The organism is Nostoc sp. DedVER02 (assembly GCF_034530675.2).
Classification (GTDB): domain Bacteria; phylum Cyanobacteriota; class Cyanobacteriia; order Cyanobacteriales; family Nostocaceae; genus Nostoc.
The window spans coordinates 126,842-142,857 of record NZ_JAVRCP020000015.1 but is presented as its reverse complement, the minus strand read 5'-3'; the positions used below and the strand labels follow the sequence as shown (position 1 = coordinate 142,857).

Here is a 16,016-nt window from a genome sequence, read left to right as displayed (position 1 = left end):
AGTCTTAAGGTTCTAGGTGCTGTCAGCAAGAAGGAGAACAATGCAACTAAAACACAGCCACATCTATCGCCCAGAAGCTTTAGAGCGCTTATCTTCACCAGAACAACTGGATCAAGCGATAAATGTAGTCAAGCCTCAAGCTTGGTTGACTTTATCTACCATGACTTTTGTGGTTGCTGTAGCTGGCCTTTGGAGTGTGTTCGGCAGAATTCCCCTCACCGTCACAGGTCAAGGTATCTTGATTAAACCGCACCATGTTGTGGAATTTCAAGCACCCAGTTCTGGCCCGTTACTAACTCTGAAGGTAAAGGCGGGAGATGTTATTAAACAAGGTGATGTACTAGGGATAATCGACCAATCAGCGCTGAAGCAGCAATTACAGCAAGAGCAAATAAAATTGCAACAATTGCAAACCCAAAATCAAGAGACTGATAGGTTACAAAAGCTGCTGATTGACCAACAAATCATTACTCTTGGACAGCAGAGAATGGATTTGGAAAATAATCTGCGCCGAGAGCAAGATGCACCAAAGTTACGCGATCAAACCCAAAGAGCGATCGCTCAAAAACGTCAAAGCATTAATTCTCGCAAACAACAAATTAATTATTTACTTAAAACTCTTAAAGGACGAGTTGATAATCGTCGTCACCTTTTCGAGCAGCATGTCATCAGCCAAGATATGTTGGTGCAAGCTGAACAGGAATATTTTAACACTCAAAGCGAACTCTCAGATATTGATGTGCAATTAAAGGATCTGGAAATCCAAGAAACTACTACGCAAAGAGAATATCTGGAAAATCTTAATAGAATTGACGAAATTAAAACCAAAATTAAAGACCTGAATACTCAAAATACTAAATTACGCGAGCAAGACCTGAACCGATCAATTGACAAAACAAATCAAATTCGGGAAGTAAAGCGGCGAATTGCCCAATTAGAACTGCAATTATCTCAAGAAAGTAGAATTATTAGCAAATATAATGGTCACATTCTCGAACTGAGTGCTGTCCCTGGACAAATGATGAATCCGGGTACTCGTTTGGGGTCAATCGAAGCTGAAAAAGCAAATTCAAAACTTATGAGTCTTGTTTACTTTGCTAATAAAGATGGTAAGCAAATCAAGCCAGGGATGGCTGTACAGGTGACTCCCAGCTTTGCCAAGCGTGAGCGCGAAGGTGGCATTGTCGGAACGATCGCAGATATTTCTTCATTTCCTGTAACTACACAAGATATTACAGCGATCGTTGGTAACAAAGAAATGGCCGCCAGTCTTGCGGGTAAAGGTGAAAATCAGGTGCAAGCTTTTGTCCAACTCAAAGAAAATCCGACATCAGTCAGTGGCTACAAATGGTCATCTTCTGACGGCCCTGCTTTAAAAATATCCTCCGGCACAACTACCTCTGTTCAAGTAAAAGTTGGAGAAAAAGCACCAATTTCTTATATTATTCCTATGCTGCGATCTTGGACGGGGATTTATTAAATTGGGAATGGGGAATTGGGCATTGGGGACTGGGGACTGGGGACTGGGGATTGGGAATTGGGAATGGGGAATTGGGCATTGGGCATTGGGGAATTGGGAATTGGGAATTGGGAATTGGGAATAGAAAGTTAAAAATTAAAGGTTCACCCTCAGAAGCTCAACTTTCACCCTCAGAAGCTCAACTTTCACCCTCAGAAGCTCAACGTTCACCCTCAGAAGCTCAACTTTCACCCTCAGAAGCTCAACTTTCACCCTCAGAAGCTCAACGTTCACCCTCAGAAGCTCAACGTTCACCTTCAGAAGCTCAACGTTCACCTTCAGAAGCTCAACTTTCATCCTCAGAAGCTCAACTTTCACCCTCAGAAGCTCAACGTTCACTCTCAGAAGCTCAACGTTCACTCTCAGAAGCTCAACGTTCACCTTCAGAAGCTCAACGTTCACCTTCAGAAGCTCAACGTTCACCTTCAGAAGCTCAACGTTCACCCTCAGAAGCTCAACGTTCACCCTCAGAAGCTCAACGTTCACCCTCAGAAGATTTTTACTTCCCAGTCCCCAGCCCCCAATCCCCAATCCCCAGTCCCCAATGCCCCATACCCCATGCCCCATGCCCAAACCAAATCGTGTTCGCACTTCTACACTTTTACAAATGGAAGCGGTTGAATGTGGTGCGGCTGCTTTGGGAATAATTCTTAGCTATTACGGGCGGGTTGTGCCACTGGCTAAATTGCGTGAAGAATGCGGTGTCTCGCGGGATGGGAGTAAAGCTTTTAATATTCTCAAAGCTGCCAAAAACTATGGACTCAATGCTAAAGGTTTAAAACTGTCTCTAGAAAAGGTGACAGCTACCCGTCTTCCCTACATTGCCTTTTGGAATTTTAACCATTTTCTTGTGGTAGAAGGATATAGCAAAAAATGCGTCTACCTCAACGATCCTGCTAGTGGTCGGAGAACAGTGAGTTGGGAAGAGTTCGATCGCGCATACACTGGTGTTGTGCTGACAATGGAACCAGGAGCAGACTTTCAGAAGGGCGGCAAAAAAAATCACATTATTTCGGCTTTAACTACCCGTTTACAAAATTCACGAGTTACTATCTTGTTTTGTCTGCTAGCTGGGTTATTGTTAACATTGCCTCGGTTAGCCGTGCCAGCCTTTTCTCAAGTCTTTATCGATGAGATTTTAATCCAAGATCGGCAAGATTGGTTACGACCTTTATTGCTAGGAATGCTGTTAACTACTATACTGCGAGCATTCCTTGCCAGACTGCGGCTTACCTACCTGCGGCGATTGATGGTTAAGTTGTCAGTCAGCACATCAGGACAGTTTCTCTGGCATATTCTGCGATTGCCTGTTGGGTTTTATGACCAACGTTTTGCAGGGGAAATTAGTAGTCGGATGCAATTGAATGACCGAGTGGCAGAAGTTCTCTCAGGGCCTTTGGCAACTACATTAATTGATGCAGTAATGATGGTCTTTTACCTGCTGATTATGATTCAGTATGACCAATTATTGAGTGCGATCGCAGTTGGTTTTGCTGCAATCAATATTTTCGCCCTCCTATTTTTATCGCAATCTCGTGTCGATGCTAATATCCGTCTAGCTCAGGAATACGGTAAAGTCGGTGGTGTGACAGTTAGCGGCATCCAAACAATAGAAACCATCAAAGCTTCTGGGTTGGAGTCAGATTTATTTGCTCGGTTTGCTGGTTATTACGCTAAAGCCCTCAACGCCCAACAACAATTAGGCTTAAAAACTCAAATTCTCACCACATTACCAACAATTTTGACAGCCCTAACCACAGCTTCTATTCTACTGATTGGCGGCTTTCAGGTAATGAATGACAATCTTAGTATTGGAATGCTGGTTGCCTACCAAAGTTTAACACTGAGCTTCTTAGAGCCAGTTAATAGCCTCGTTAATTTCGGCAGCACACTGCAAGATTTAGAAGCTGACTTAAACCGCCTTGATGATGTCCTGCAAAATCCTGTTGATTTGGAAGTGGAGGGGAGGCAGGGAGCAGGGGGCAGGGGGCAGGGAGAAGGGGGAGAAATTACTTTTTCATCTCTGTGGCAATTACAGGGACATATTGAGTTACGAAATATCACTTTTGGCTACAGTCGGGTGGAACCTCCTTTAATTGAGAATTTGAGCTTAACTGTTCAACCTGGACAACGAATAGCGCTTGTGGGGGGAAGTGGTTCAGGTAAATCTACAATTGCTAAACTAATTTGCGGTCTTTATCAACCTTGGGAAGGGGAAATCTGTTTTGATGGTGTAGAGCGATCGCAAATTAAGCGTTCTGTGTTGGCTAACTCATTGGCAATGGTTGAGCAGGATATCTTTTTATTTGCGGGGACTGTGCGAGACAATATCACTCTTTGGGATTCAACTGTGCCAGAAGCTGATTTGGTGCAAGCTTGTTATGATGCAGCCATTCATGATGCGATCGCTTCTATGCCTGCCAAATATGACTTTGAATTGATTGAAGGCGGTATGAATATCAGTGGTGGGCAACGCCAACGTTTAGAAATCGCCCGCGCTTTGGTGAGAAATCCCACAATATTAGTACTAGATGAAGCAACCAGCGCCCTCGATGTAGAAACCGAATTGATGATTAACCGTAACTTGCAACAACGTGGTTGCTCCTGTGTTGTAGTTGCTCACCGCCTGAGTACAATTCGTGATTGCCATAAAATTATTGTTCTAGACCAAGGTAAAATTGTCCAAAGTGGTACTCATGAGGAATTATGGCAGCAAGGCGGAACTTATGTTCGCTTACTCCACGCGGCAGAGGCATAGTTGAGCAATGAGTAGCCAGCAGGTGAATCTGTACTCCTTTCAGGCAAACGAACCAGTATTGTTAAATGACTCAGAAATATTCTGGATAGTGCAGTCTGGGACATTAGCTGTATTTGCGACTGGAGTTAAAAACAGTTTACCAAAGGAGCAGCGCCGCTATCTGTTTCATGTCAACCCTGGGGAAGCATTGTTTAGTGCAGCTTTCTTACCAGAAAAAAGCCAATGGAGTTTTGTAGCGATCGCAACTGAACCTACCCAATTATGCCAGATGTCAATGGTTGATTTGGTTCAGGGAATCGCGGCGGTTGACTCTCAAGCCATAGAACTTTTAGAAGGTTGGATAAATCATTTAGGTCAATTTCTTAATGCCCAGCAAACAGTTTTGACAACGGCATTAAACCTTGTGCAGACATCGGGACAGAATTTTTCATTATCCACTGGTGAGGCACTACATCTGTGGCAACAAACACTTGTATGGGTGAAATTGCAGCAAGGTAATACTAGCTGGATGGGAGTTGAGGAACTAACCTTGAATCCCGCCTCGCCAGCTTTTCCGTTCACGAGTGCAATGTGGTTGGAGGCAGAAAATGCAGTTATTGGACAGGTGCTAGCAACGGCAGATTTACCAAGTAATGAAGAAATATGCAGCAGTTTAGTATGTTTACATACTTATTTCTTTTGCTACTTGAGTTTGCTAGCAAACAAGCAAGCAGAAGCAGAATTTCAGCAGTTTCAGCAAAGAGAGCAACTTAATCAGCAAGTAATTGAGGGCGCACTCTCTGACTTAGCAACAGTATTGCAACCAGAGCAAGAAGCTGTATTTTCTCAAGAGGGGCCGCCTTTATTGGTAGCAATGGGAGCAATTGCACGGACATTAGGAATTGAGATTCGTCCAGCAGCAGATAATTTTAGTTCTATTCAAGACCCTGTGGCAGCGATCGCCCAATCATCGCACATTCGCATCCGGCGTGTGACTTTGGCGAATGGTTGGTGGCGACAAGATCAAGGGCCGATGTTAGCTTATACCCAATTAGAAAAGCGCCCAGTAGCTTTATTACCCACAGAAAACCGAGATTATGCGATCTTTGACCCAGTTGCGCGGACTCGCCTCCCTGTAAATGAGGCAGTAGCAAAAACACTGTCAACATCTGCCTACGTTCTGTATCGACCGTTGCCCCAAGTAGCACTCAAAGCCATCGATTTACTTCGGTTTGGGATGAAAGGTTATGAAAAAGACATCGTTAGTATTTTAGTAGTGGGGCTACTGGGGACGATATTGGGAATGGTTGCACCACAAGCAACAGCAATTTTAATCAATCATGCCATTCCAGATAGCGATCGCGCTTTACTGTGGCAAATAGGATTGGTCATGTTTGCGGTTGCTTTTGGACAGTTAGCTTTTCAAATTGCCCAAAGTATTATTACCCTACGAGTTGAAAGCGCCACTGATAGCGTATTGCAGCCAGCTATTTGGGATCGCCTGCTGAGATTAAGTCCGAGGTTTTTTCGTCAGTATACTGCCGGAGACTTAGTTAACCGTGTCATGGCGGTGAGGGAAATTCATCAAAAACTCAGTGGTGCTACCCAAAGAACGTTGTTGAGTGGAGTTTTTGCCCTATTCAATTTAGTGTTGATGTTTATTTACAGCTGGCAATTAGCGCTGTTAGGAGTAGGTTTAGCAATCTTTGCTGCTGTGGTTACGACAGTTGCAAGTTTCCTCTTGGTGAATAAATCCCGCAAACAGCAAGAACTCAATGGCGCGATTCAGGGACTTACTATCCAACTAATCAACGGTGTTGCCAAATTGCGGGTAGCAATGGCAGAAGAACGGGCATTTGCTGCTTGGGCAAAAAAGTATAGCCAGCGAATCCGGCTAAAGGCGAATTGGCAACAGATTAAAGATGGTATGTCTGTATTCAATGAAGCACTACCCTTAGTAAGTTCTATATTGCTTTTCGGGTTTGCAATGCTGTTGATGCAGCCACGCCTCACACTTGGTATATTTGTTGCTTTTAACTATGCCTTGACAATTTTCATCAAAGGGATAATTGACCTGAGCAATACTGGATCTGAGATTTGGGGTATTGTACCAATATGGGAACGAGCAAAACCAATTTGGCGATCGCAGCCTGAAGATAACTCAACCAAAGTTAACCCTGGTCAATTAAGTGGTCGTATTGCCCTAGAAGGTGTGAGTTTTCGCTACTCGGAAAATGGCAACTTAATTCTCAATAATGTCAGTTTATATGCTGAACCAGGAGAATTTGTAGCGATTATTGGCCCTTCTGGAAGTGGTAAATCAACAATATTCCGGTTGTTGCTGGGATTTGAAACTCCATTGACAGGCAGTGTCTACTATGATGGCAAAGACTTGGCAGATTTGGAACTTCAGGCTGTACGCAGACAGTTAGGGGTAGTATTGCAAAATGGCAAATTTGGAACTGGCTCAATTTTTGATAATATCACCGCCGGAGCCTTGGTTTCTCTAGAACAAGCTTGGGAAGCTGCACAGATGGCAGGCTTTGCTGATGACATCAAACAAATGCCAATGGGGATGCATACTATAATCGCCGAGGGGGGTACTAATCTTTCTGGGGGACAACGGCAAAGATTATTGATTGCGCGATCGCTAGTTGCAAAGCCCAAAATTATTTTAATGGATGAAGCAACCAGCGCTCTAGATAATCGCACCCAGGCAATTGTGACTGAAAGTTTAGCTAAATTAAATGCTACCAGAGTGGTGATTGCCCATCGCCTTAGCACAATTCGTCATGCAGACCGCATTTATGTTCTTGATGCAGGTAATGTAGTGCAGATGGGTAATTACTCAAACTTGATTACACAAGAAGGGTTATTTGCCCGACTTGTAGTTCGGCAGTCATAACTATACGGAATCTCAAGGAGGCATCTTTGTCACAGATTAACTTTTATTTATATAGCAAGGGACTGGGGACTGGGGACTGGGGACTAGGGACTAGGGACTGGGTGAAAAGTCTTTTTGTGTTTAAGTTTCATCATCTGTTGATATCCTAACCATCTTGACTGTTACCATATATTTGGTTAAAACAGCACTGTATTAGGTATTAGGTATCGCAGCCAAAATAGAATAACGACGGATATCTTCTAGTGGCGCAGCTATTAATCCTTCTAGCTTGGCTATTGCTGCTTGCAGATGAGGTGATGCTAAATGAGTATCCAGTGCTGCCGCAGATTCCCACTCTTCTACAAAAGTAAAATCTGTTGAATCTGATTGATTTTGTAAAAGTTGATATTTAATGACACCTACTTCAAGTTTCGTTGATTCAATCAGTCCTAATAATATTGCTTTGAGTTCTTCTACTTTATCTGGTAAAGCCACAAAATGAGCTACAACATGAATGGTTTGGTTAGTCATTGGTGAATGTTAATTAGTTATTAGTTCTTAGTTATTAGTCCATAGCCAACAGTTCATAGTCAATAGAAGTAATTGAAAAAGGGTTACTAGTACAGCACGGCGGAAGTAAACCACCCATTACAAATCTATGAAACGCTTACGCTGTATTCATTTTTAATTTTTAATTTTTAATTCCGCCTTGCGGTACTAGCCCCTCACATCTAACATTTGTCTCCTGACAAGAGCATGGCCAGATTGAACATCAAACCAGTGAATATCTTCAGGAGGCAATGTCAGTGTAATAACCTCGCTACTCCAATTTTGGTCTGTTGGCAGCAAAGCGCGTACTGTAATGGCTCCAGTTTGTGAACCCTCAACTTTGACACTAACCAAATAGTGCATACCCAAGTTTTCTACTAGATACACTCGCCCTTGAATAGTTTGGGTATCACCTGGTTGGGCAATGCGAACGTTTTCTGGGCGGATACCTAGCACAATCTGAGGTGGTACAGTTGGTATATCTGGTAGAGGTACTTGGAAGTTACCTAATATAGCGTAGCGTTCCTTACAAGGAAGAGTTAGCAAATTCATCTGAGGGCTACCAACAAATCCAGCCACAAATAAATTAGCTGGATGGTTATAGATGATTTCGGGCGGGTCAAGTTGCTGGACATAGCCATCGTTAAGTAAAGCTACTTTGGTGGAGAGTGTCATCGCTTCTGTTTGGTCATGGGTAACATAGACCACAGGGACTTTTTGATCTGCAAAAATTTGCTTGAGGTCGGCTCGGACTCGTTCTCGCAACAGCGCATCCAAGTTACTTAACGGTTCATCTAGCAGGTACACATCGGCATTACGCACCAAAGCACGACCAACTGCAACCCGCTGGCGTTGACCTCCAGACATTTGACCAGGCTTGCGGTTCATTAACTCTGCTAATCCTAAAATTTCTGCTACTTCTGCCACTCGCTGTTTAATTTCTGTCGGTGGTACTTTTTTCAGCTTGAGTCCAGAGGCAAGGTTTTCGTACACTGTCATGTGCGGATAGAGTGCGTAACTTTGAAATACCATTGCGATATTGCGATCGCCTGCTGACTTATATGTTACATCCACGTCGCCGATCTTAATCTCACCGCGAGTAGGTTCTTCAAGACCTGCAATCATACGTAAAACAGTCGATTTGCCACAGCCAGAAGGGCCAAGTAAAGTCAGAAATTCATCGTTATTTACTGTTAAGCTTACGTCTTTGACAGGGACGACTTTGGAAGTATAGGTTTTATTCAAATTTTTGAGTTCGAGTTTAGCCATTTTTCTTTTGTCATTGGTCATTGGTCATTAGGCAAACAGGGTATGGGGAAAGGGAAAGGGGTAAAGAGAAAAGGGGAAAGATTAAATTTATTCCTTTTCCCTTTAACCTTTAACCTTTTCCCCTGCCTCCTTGTCCCCCTTATCCCCTTATCCTTTAACAGCACCAGCAGTCAAACCTTGAACAATCCGGCGCTGGAAAAACAAAACTAGTAAAACCAGAGGTAACGTTCCTATAACAGTAGCAGCAGCGATCGCACCATAGGGAATTTCAAATACTGTTGCACCGCCCAATTGAGCAGCAGCAACGGGAATCGTCTTCATCTCTTCACGAGTCATAAAAGTCAGAGCGAAGATAAACTCGTTCCAGGCAAAAATAAAGGTGAGAATTCCAGTCGTTACTAAGGCGGGAAGGGTCATAGGCAATACAATTTGCCACAGTAGTTGAAAGGTGTTGTAGCCATCGACCCTAGCGGAATCTTCTAAGTCTTTAGGTAATTGTTGGAAAAAGCTTCTGAGTACTAAAATTGTCAGGGGTAAATTAATGGCGGTGTATGGTATAATCAGCGCTAAATAATTGTTGCCCAGTCTGAGGGCTTGAATAATTTCTAACAGTCCGAGGAACAACAGAATTCCAGGAAATAAAGTCACCATGAGAACGCTGGCGAGGATAGCTTGTTCACCCCAAGGGCGTAACCGTGCCAGAGCATAAGCAGCAGGTGCGCCGATCGCTAAAGCTAAAGCTGTAGAAGTAATCGACACAAAGGCACTGTTGAAGATGTAGCGCCAAAATGGACGACGAGTAAATAACTCAATGTAATGGCTAAAAGTAAATCGCGTGGGGAAATAAACAGTAGGAACGGCGGCAATATCTTCGTTAACTTTAAAGGAGGTCAGCAATTGCCATAAGGCTGGCGCGAGGCTGAATAAAATTACTAATGCAACTGCTATTAAGAGCAAGATTTTTTTAACAGAAAACCTGGTTTTTACTATTGGTTGTGGAGTTGAACTCATGGTTAAAGAACTCCTGATGTTTTGGCACGGGATTTATTAAGTAAGAAACTAGCGATCGCCACCGCAGCAATTAATATTAAAAATGTTACTACTACCAAGGCTGCTCCATAACCAAAATCTAAGTAGCGCATCACCGTGGAATAAATGTATAGCGACACCACTTCAGTTGCACCACCAGGGCCACCACCGGTCATCACAGCAATCAAGTCGAAAATCCCGAAAGCTTGAGCAAATCGAAATAAGACTGCAATTAAGATTTGTGGCAGCAGCAGTGGCAGGGTAATATTACGGAAGCTTTGCCAAGGATTTGCCCCATCGACAGAGTACGCTTCGTAAAGGTCGGCTGATATCGACTGCAAGCCGGCTAACAGCAGAATACTGATAAAGGGTGTAGTTTTCCAAACATCAGCAAAGATTGCTGCACCCATCGCCAGAGTTGGATCTCCTAACCAGTTAATTCCAGTTGTAATCAGCCCTAACCGCCGTAAAATATCGTTTACAACCCCAAACTGGTCGTTAAAAATCCAAGACCATGCCAGACCAATCAGAGCAGTAGGCAAAGCCCAAGGTAGAATTGCAATTGTCCGCACTATGCCCCTTCCAAAAAACGCCTGATTGAGAACTAGAGCAACCAATAGTCCAAGCAATAGTTCCGAAAGCACGGATGCTGTTGTGAACACGGTCGTCGCCCACAAACTCTGCCAAAAACGGCCATCCCCTGCCATTCGCACATAATTGTCCAAACCAGAGAATACAGGTTGTAATTCCGTTCCCAAATTCCTAGTAAATACACTTAACCAGAATGCTCGTAAAATCGGGTAGGCAAATACAAACAACAACAGCAATAATGCTGGTGTTAGTAAGATCCAAGCAGTGCGTTGTTCTCGGCTTCGGAGTGTAATATTAGTCATTTGTCATTTGTCATTTGTCATTTGTCATTGGTCATTTGTCATTAATCAGGAATTATTATTCTCCCCTGCTCCCCTGCCCCCAAGTCCCTAGAAGCCGGCGCGTTTCATCAGCAGCAGCTTGCATTGCTCGTTCTGGATTTATCCGACCGGATAATGCAGCGCTGAGATAACGCTGCAAAATATCAGATGTCTGGGCATATTGGGCAACTGGGGAACGTAAAACTGCATTGTCTACGACCTCCAGTAATTGCGGATAGTGAGGATATTTGGCAACAATCTCTGGGTCTGTAAATAAATCCCGCCGACTAGGAACATAGCCTGCACTCAAAATGAAGCGGCGCTGTGCTTCCCGACTGGTAAAGTACTGAATTGCTTTCCAAGCTTCTTCGGGATGTTTAGAAGATTTAGAAATCCCTATACCCCAGCCTCCTAAACAAGCTGCACCAGTTTTACCGGGAGCATGAACCATCGGTTTAATTGCTATTTTGCCTTTGATTGGCGAATTCTTTTCTTGGGCTAAAGGCCATGCATAAGGCCAGCTACGTAAAAACGCTACTTGACCACTTTGGAAGAAACGCCGGGTGTCTTCTTCCTGGTAGGTTGTGACTCCAGGAGGAGAAATGCCCTCGCTGATGGTACTACGCAAAAACTCAATGGCTTGTAATGTTTCTGGTCTATCCAACCCAACCTCCAATGTTTCGGGATTAACCCAGAAGCCACCAAAGCCATTAAGGACTTCCACAAACATTGCTACCAGTCCTTCATATTGCCGTCCCTGCCAAACATAGCCCCAATTCACTTTGTTTTTTTTCTGCAAGGTTTGGGAAATTCGCATCAAATCCTCAAAGGTTTCTGGCGGTTTCAATCCTGCTTCTTTGATTAAATCTTCTCGGTAGTAGAGCATTCCCACATCGGAACGCATAGGAATGCGATACAACTTGTTCTGGTAACGTCCGCCTTCTACATCCTTGGGTGAAAATACTGCCAACTCTTGCTTAGAAATGCGATCGTCTAGGGGTAGCAACCATCCAGCAGCAGCAAACTTGGGTGTCCAGATAACATCCATATTCACCAAGTCATAAGGGGATTCACCTAAAATAAAAGATGAGGTGTAAAGGTCTTCGAGCAAATTTGTGGCATTGGGCCCCTCAACTAAGTTAATGCGAATGCCTGGGTTTTCAGCCTCAAAGTCTCTAATCAAACCCTGCTTCCAAGGTTGGGCATCAGGGGCAGTAATTAACATATTGAGGGTAACTAGTCGTTGCGATAGTGCTACCCAATTGAACAATACAATCCCCAACAGAATTGCCAGAAAAATCCCTATATGCAAAAAACTTTGTTTTTGGATGAATTTTTGCAACTTGTTTATTGGGTTTTGATACAACATTATCAATGTGGCGATCGCTAATTAATGGTAATTATTATAGTTATCTATGAAGACAACTGTGCTTACTGCTTGTCTAGAAGGCGTAACCGTCCCTACTACTTATTATTGTTTCCGATTTCTTCCTAGTTTATACTTTCCTGGTATTTACAAAAAGGGATAAGGCAGTAGTTAATGCTTTTATGCTGACATCTCCGAAGTCGTTTATCCAGATTTCTATACTAAAAACTTGTCGCTTAACAACTTTAAAAGCTTACAGGGAAAGGCTTTCATTCTTTAATATTGCATTCGGTATTTCAAAATATAGTACTAATACACTATATAATGATGAGTATTAAAAATTAAGTAATTTTTAATACTAAGTGGAATATTACAAAATGTAGTGCTAAATGTGGTTTAATCAGGCTAGTAGCTTTACCATAAAAGAAACAGTACAACCAAATTTTAGATTAATCCTATAATCAACAACATCTATCATGAGTTATCAACATTTCGGACTTTGGCAAAATAACCGCAGACTTACAAGCTTTCTTGTAGGCATGGTTTTTCTTATGACAGCAGCCCCAGCATTTGCTGAGTTTAAACCACGCGATCGCAAACCATCTAGCGAAAATTCCCGTGCGGGTGGTTCCCGTGGATGTCCAAGTAACGGCGGTATCCCAATGACACAGCTTGCACCTCAGACATATATTGGTAAAACCAGTTCCACCCGTCCGACGTTAGTTTGGTATATGTCAAGTCCCCAAAATGTGCGATTCCGATTGGCTGAATTTGATTCAGCCAACAACCTTAAACAAATTGGCCAAGTAAAAAAAATACCCACAAGAGTCGGAATTAACAAACTAAAACTTCCCCATGATTACTCCGAACTGACAGTGGGTAAAACATATCTATGGCAAATTGCAATTGACTGCGAAAACGACTCGATTGTTAGACGTGCAGAATTTACCGTCATCAATCGTGAATCACTTGCTAACAAACAGTATACTAGCATTCCAGAAAGCGTAAATTATTATGCCAAAAATGAACTGTGGTATGAAGCACTCGAAGAAGCATTGAAAACAACTGATAATGGTAAACTGGGGCAAGCTGGAGCAACTTTAGTTAAAGAACTTGCCCAATCAGAAATACTGATGGGTAAGGAGGCATATAGAAAAAATATTCAGCAACGCATTGAATACCTCCAAAAAATTGCCAGCGAAAGAATTTAAAATTTAAAATTCAAAATGATGTTCTCTACGAGACGCTAAAAGCGCAGCTTGAAACTCTTACAGAGTAAGCGAACTCGCTCATAGCGTTGCCATGCCTCACTCAGTGCTGAGTAATGAGTAATGAGTAATAAGTAAAAGAGCAACAGGCGCAAAAAAGCGTGCAAGAACTTCTTACTTCTTACTATGCACTCCTTACTCACTACTCATTACTCTGAATATGGCGGCAAGTCTCTAGGTAAATCACCCCAGTTACACCCATTTTTGAGTTGATAAAAGATACCATCTAATATTTGTCGCTTTGTCCACTTTGGCGGTCTAGTAGTACGCCAAGGGAACTTGGCGGGGTAAAGGGTAAAGGCGAAGGGGGAAAGGGTTTAAATCCCAAACCCAGTACCCTTTCCCCTTTCCCCAGCCCTCACAAGCGCATTTTTGGGTTGGCAGACTACTAGTTTGCTTTTTCTGGGGCAACAGTGGTTCAATTATTTGCCACTCTTTATCCGTTAAGCTGCTGGAATACGGCATTTATTTTTTATTTACCCTCTCTCCCAAGATCCCAAATGGGTTCTATAAACATACACCAGTAATCAGAGCATAAAAACTCATTAATGGAGTTCAAAGCCTCAATGAGATTTACTCAGCACTCAGCACTATTTTTGCGGCCAACGCCAGTTATAGCGATTCCATTCGTAGATTCCTTGAATTTCGTACTCAGCGCCATTAAAGAAGCGGACGACGCAGTTAGTAGAAGAATCATCATCGTTGCTAATTTTCTCAACCTTAATCACCATACAAGGAAACCATTCACGCTTACAAGGCCCATCTTCTTGCACCCATTCCCATAGTGCATTGGAAACTTCAATGCGATCGCCTACTCTTAACTTTAATGCATCCTCAAAATAAGAATACTTATCAAAATGGTATGACTCAACCCGATTGAGCCACTGTAAACCATAACGTTGCCGAATAAACTGTACTGTTCCAGAGTCATTGCCTAGCAGCCAGTCGTTAAGCAATTGCACTTTCCAAGTGCGGTTACGCTGTTCTTCGCTTTTAACAAACTGTAAAAATGCTTCTAACTCCTCTGGGGTAAGTTCATCCAAGGGGTTAGCAATATCTGACACCCCGAAGGCGTAACTCCCCTGAATTTGCTCAATCACTTGCAGTAATATCTGTTTCTGCCTGTCAGTGAGAGGACAGCTTGCTGCATCACAATCATTAAAGGCTGCGAGCATAGATGCTTCAATCTCATCTGGAGTCATAATTTAATAGCAATTGAGGGTTATTTCCCTAATTATTACAAAGGTTAAATTAAAGTCTTCAATCCTTGTAGTTAAATTCAGGTAAGCTGAGATTATAAGTTACATATTCTTGGATTCAGTAACGGGGTTTTCTATGCGGTTGCGCTCACTGACGGTTGTTTTGATTTCCTGTGTCATTACGTTTCTATCATCTGCGATCGCTCCCTCTGCTGTAGCGTTGACACAGATTAGATTATTTGACGTTAGTTATAAGGATTGTCCACCAGAACTAGCACAAGGCGCTGTGATTAGTAGTGGTAGCGCAGCGGCCAATTGCTTTATTGTTACTGGCAAAGCAGAAAATGGTACTAATAAAACAGTCTACGACGCAGATATTTTTGGACGTATCTATGATGCCAACAACGACTCGGTGATGCAAAATCGCACTCGCTTAGGTTCTATTGCTGAAGTACCAACAGGTATTAGCGATTTTGAGTTGAGAATTTCTGTCCCTGCAAATCAGCCTACGCCGTTGAAGCTGAAGCAGTTTAAAGCAGCTGGATTTAGTGGCCAAGTGCGTAGATAATAACGGTTTTAGCTATCTGTACAAAAATTGCGATCGCCTACCTTAAGCAAAAAAGAGTATGAATTTTTTATATGATGAAACAGCGATGGGCAAGCATATACAAATCCACTCAGCTACTTTGGAGTGTTTTGTTAGTGTTGGTAATTTGGAATCTACCCCAATATGCTCTAGCAGATATTAACCCACAAGAGATAAATGCAATTATTCGCACGCGAGATATTGCTCTGCAAGCCTTAAACACTCGTGATTTTTCCAAAATACAGCCTTATTTGCACCCAAACTTCACAATCACAACAGTTGATAATCAGACTTTTAATAAAGTTTCTGAGTTTGAAAAGTACTGGAATCAGCAGTTTTCCAGTTCTATCAAAGATATCAAAATGCAATTAAAGGGAGATACTCTTAGAACATTTCTTACTCCCGATATAGATGTCTCCTCTGGAGAAGCGATCGCATCCTTTTCTTTCAAAGATGGCAAAGCGGCTGATATGGCGTTACGATGGACAGCCGTACTACAAAAAATCCAAGATAAATGGACGATTCAATCGCTGCACTTCTCCTCCAATCTCCTGAATAACCCGGTATTAAATGCTGCTCAACAATTAGGGAGGATTCTAGCAATTGCAGCCGGGGTGGGCGGTTTCTTGTTGGGAGCAGTGACGATGTTATTATTACGTCGCAGGACTAAGCCACGAACCGAAAGAATGTAGCAAATAA

13 protein-coding genes and 1 pseudogene are annotated in these 16,016 nt (G+C 42.7%); 7 read left to right on the top strand and 7 right to left on the bottom strand.

All coding sequences use genetic code 11. The features are described from left to right. The first annotated feature begins 40 nt into the window (after nt 1-40). The 4 genes from RMZ41_RS17085 to RMZ41_RS17070 are packed head-to-tail and all read left to right on the top strand — an operon-like array spanning nt 41 to nt 7,161. On the top strand, nt 41-1,480 hold the full coding sequence (locus tag RMZ41_RS17085) for an NHLP bacteriocin system secretion protein (RefSeq protein WP_322640406.1): 1,440 nt from the start codon (nt 41-43) through the stop codon (nt 1,478-1,480). Next, a complete protein-coding gene (locus RMZ41_RS17080; RefSeq protein ID WP_322734471.1) occupies nt 1,462-2,166 on the top strand; it encodes a hypothetical protein in 705 nt (234 codons plus the stop codon). Before RMZ41_RS17085 ends, RMZ41_RS17080 begins: the two co-directional genes overlap by 19 nt. Then, nucleotides 2,085-4,277: an NHLP family bacteriocin export ABC transporter peptidase/permease/ATPase subunit gene (locus RMZ41_RS17075; RefSeq protein ID WP_322640408.1), complete on the top strand. Its 2,193-nt coding sequence runs from the start codon at nt 2,085-2,087 to the stop codon at nt 4,275-4,277. Before RMZ41_RS17080 ends, RMZ41_RS17075 begins: the two co-directional genes overlap by 82 nt. A gap of 7 nt (nt 4,278-4,284) precedes the next feature. Further along, on the top strand, nt 4,285-7,161 hold the full coding sequence (locus tag RMZ41_RS17070) for an NHLP bacteriocin export ABC transporter permease/ATPase subunit (RefSeq protein WP_322640409.1): 2,877 nt from the start codon (nt 4,285-4,287) through the stop codon (nt 7,159-7,161). A 192-nt stretch (nt 7,162-7,353) separates the two neighbouring features. Here the strand turns inward: RMZ41_RS17070 and RMZ41_RS17065 are convergent, their stop codons facing one another. The 5 genes from RMZ41_RS17065 to RMZ41_RS17045 form a co-directional block, all read right to left on the bottom strand. Next, nucleotides 7,354-7,671, bottom strand: a complete 318-nt coding sequence (locus tag RMZ41_RS17065; RefSeq protein ID WP_322640410.1) for a putative quinol monooxygenase — start codon at nt 7,669-7,671, stop codon at nt 7,354-7,356. Between the two features lie 186 nt (nt 7,672-7,857). Next, nucleotides 7,858-8,958, bottom strand: a complete 1,101-nt coding sequence (locus RMZ41_RS17060; protein WP_322640411.1) for an ABC transporter ATP-binding protein — start codon at nt 8,956-8,958, stop codon at nt 7,858-7,860. A gap of 147 nt (nt 8,959-9,105) precedes the next feature. Beyond that, the gene (locus tag RMZ41_RS17055; RefSeq protein ID WP_322640412.1) at nt 9,106-9,969 is read right to left on the bottom strand and encodes a carbohydrate ABC transporter permease; all 864 of its coding nucleotides are present in this window, start codon (nt 9,967-9,969) and stop codon (nt 9,106-9,108) included. A gap of 2 nt (nt 9,970-9,971) precedes the next feature. After that, a complete protein-coding gene (locus RMZ41_RS17050) occupies nt 9,972-10,880 on the bottom strand; it encodes a sugar ABC transporter permease (protein WP_322640413.1) in 909 nt (302 codons plus the stop codon). 55 nt (nt 10,881-10,935) lie between these two features. After that, complete coding sequence (locus RMZ41_RS17045) at nt 10,936-12,267, bottom strand: ABC transporter substrate-binding protein (protein ID WP_322640414.1); 1,332 nt, start codon at nt 12,265-12,267, stop codon at nt 10,936-10,938. Between the two features lie 473 nt (nt 12,268-12,740). Between RMZ41_RS17045 and RMZ41_RS17040 the strand changes: the two genes are divergently transcribed. Then, a complete protein-coding gene (locus tag RMZ41_RS17040) occupies nt 12,741-13,475 on the top strand; it encodes a DUF928 domain-containing protein (RefSeq protein ID WP_322640415.1) in 735 nt (244 codons plus the stop codon). 206 nt (nt 13,476-13,681) lie between these two features. Here the strand turns inward: RMZ41_RS17040 and RMZ41_RS17035 are convergent. Next, nucleotides 13,682-13,795: pseudogene (locus RMZ41_RS17035) on the bottom strand (transposase); the annotation flags it as partial. A gap of 327 nt (nt 13,796-14,122) precedes the next feature. Next, the gene (locus RMZ41_RS17030; protein WP_322642436.1) at nt 14,123-14,734 is read right to left on the bottom strand and encodes a hypothetical protein; all 612 of its coding nucleotides are present in this window, start codon (nt 14,732-14,734) and stop codon (nt 14,123-14,125) included. A 133-nt stretch (nt 14,735-14,867) separates the two neighbouring features. Between RMZ41_RS17030 and RMZ41_RS17025 the strand changes: the two genes are divergently transcribed. Continuing rightward, nucleotides 14,868-15,299 carry a biotin carboxylase gene (locus RMZ41_RS17025; RefSeq protein WP_322642435.1) on the top strand — a complete coding sequence of 144 codons (432 nt, stop codon included), beginning with the start codon at nt 14,868-14,870 and terminating at the stop codon, nt 15,297-15,299. A 71-nt stretch (nt 15,300-15,370) separates the two neighbouring features. Beyond that, the gene (locus tag RMZ41_RS17020) at nt 15,371-16,009 is read left to right on the top strand and encodes a YybH family protein (RefSeq protein WP_322642434.1); all 639 of its coding nucleotides are present in this window, start codon (nt 15,371-15,373) and stop codon (nt 16,007-16,009) included. Nucleotides 16,010-16,016: the final 7 nt, after the last annotated feature.

Coding starts and splice junctions, on each gene's coding strand:
- RMZ41_RS17030 (WP_322642436.1), bottom strand. CDS start 14,734: ATGACTCCAGATGAGATTGAAGCATCTATGCTCGCAGCCTTTAATGAT.
- RMZ41_RS17060 (WP_322640411.1), bottom strand. CDS start 8,958: ATGGCTAAACTCGAACTCAAAAATTTGAATAAAACCTATACTTCCAAA.
- RMZ41_RS17040 (WP_322640415.1), top strand. CDS start 12,741: ATGAGTTATCAACATTTCGGACTTTGGCAAAATAACCGCAGACTTACA.
- RMZ41_RS17065 (WP_322640410.1), bottom strand. CDS start 7,671: ATGACTAACCAAACCATTCATGTTGTAGCTCATTTTGTGGCTTTACCA.
- RMZ41_RS17075 (WP_322640408.1), top strand. CDS start 2,085: ATGCCCAAACCAAATCGTGTTCGCACTTCTACACTTTTACAAATGGAA.
- RMZ41_RS17085 (WP_322640406.1), top strand. CDS start 41: ATGCAACTAAAACACAGCCACATCTATCGCCCAGAAGCTTTAGAGCGC.
- RMZ41_RS17025 (WP_322642435.1), top strand. CDS start 14,868: ATGCGGTTGCGCTCACTGACGGTTGTTTTGATTTCCTGTGTCATTACG.
- RMZ41_RS17070 (WP_322640409.1), top strand. CDS start 4,285: ATGAGTAGCCAGCAGGTGAATCTGTACTCCTTTCAGGCAAACGAACCA.
- RMZ41_RS17020 (WP_322642434.1), top strand. CDS start 15,371: ATGATGAAACAGCGATGGGCAAGCATATACAAATCCACTCAGCTACTT.
- RMZ41_RS17055 (WP_322640412.1), bottom strand. CDS start 9,969: ATGAGTTCAACTCCACAACCAATAGTAAAAACCAGGTTTTCTGTTAAA.
- RMZ41_RS17045 (WP_322640414.1), bottom strand. CDS start 12,267: ATGTTGTATCAAAACCCAATAAACAAGTTGCAAAAATTCATCCAAAAA.
- RMZ41_RS17050 (WP_322640413.1), bottom strand. CDS start 10,880: ATGACTAATATTACACTCCGAAGCCGAGAACAACGCACTGCTTGGATC.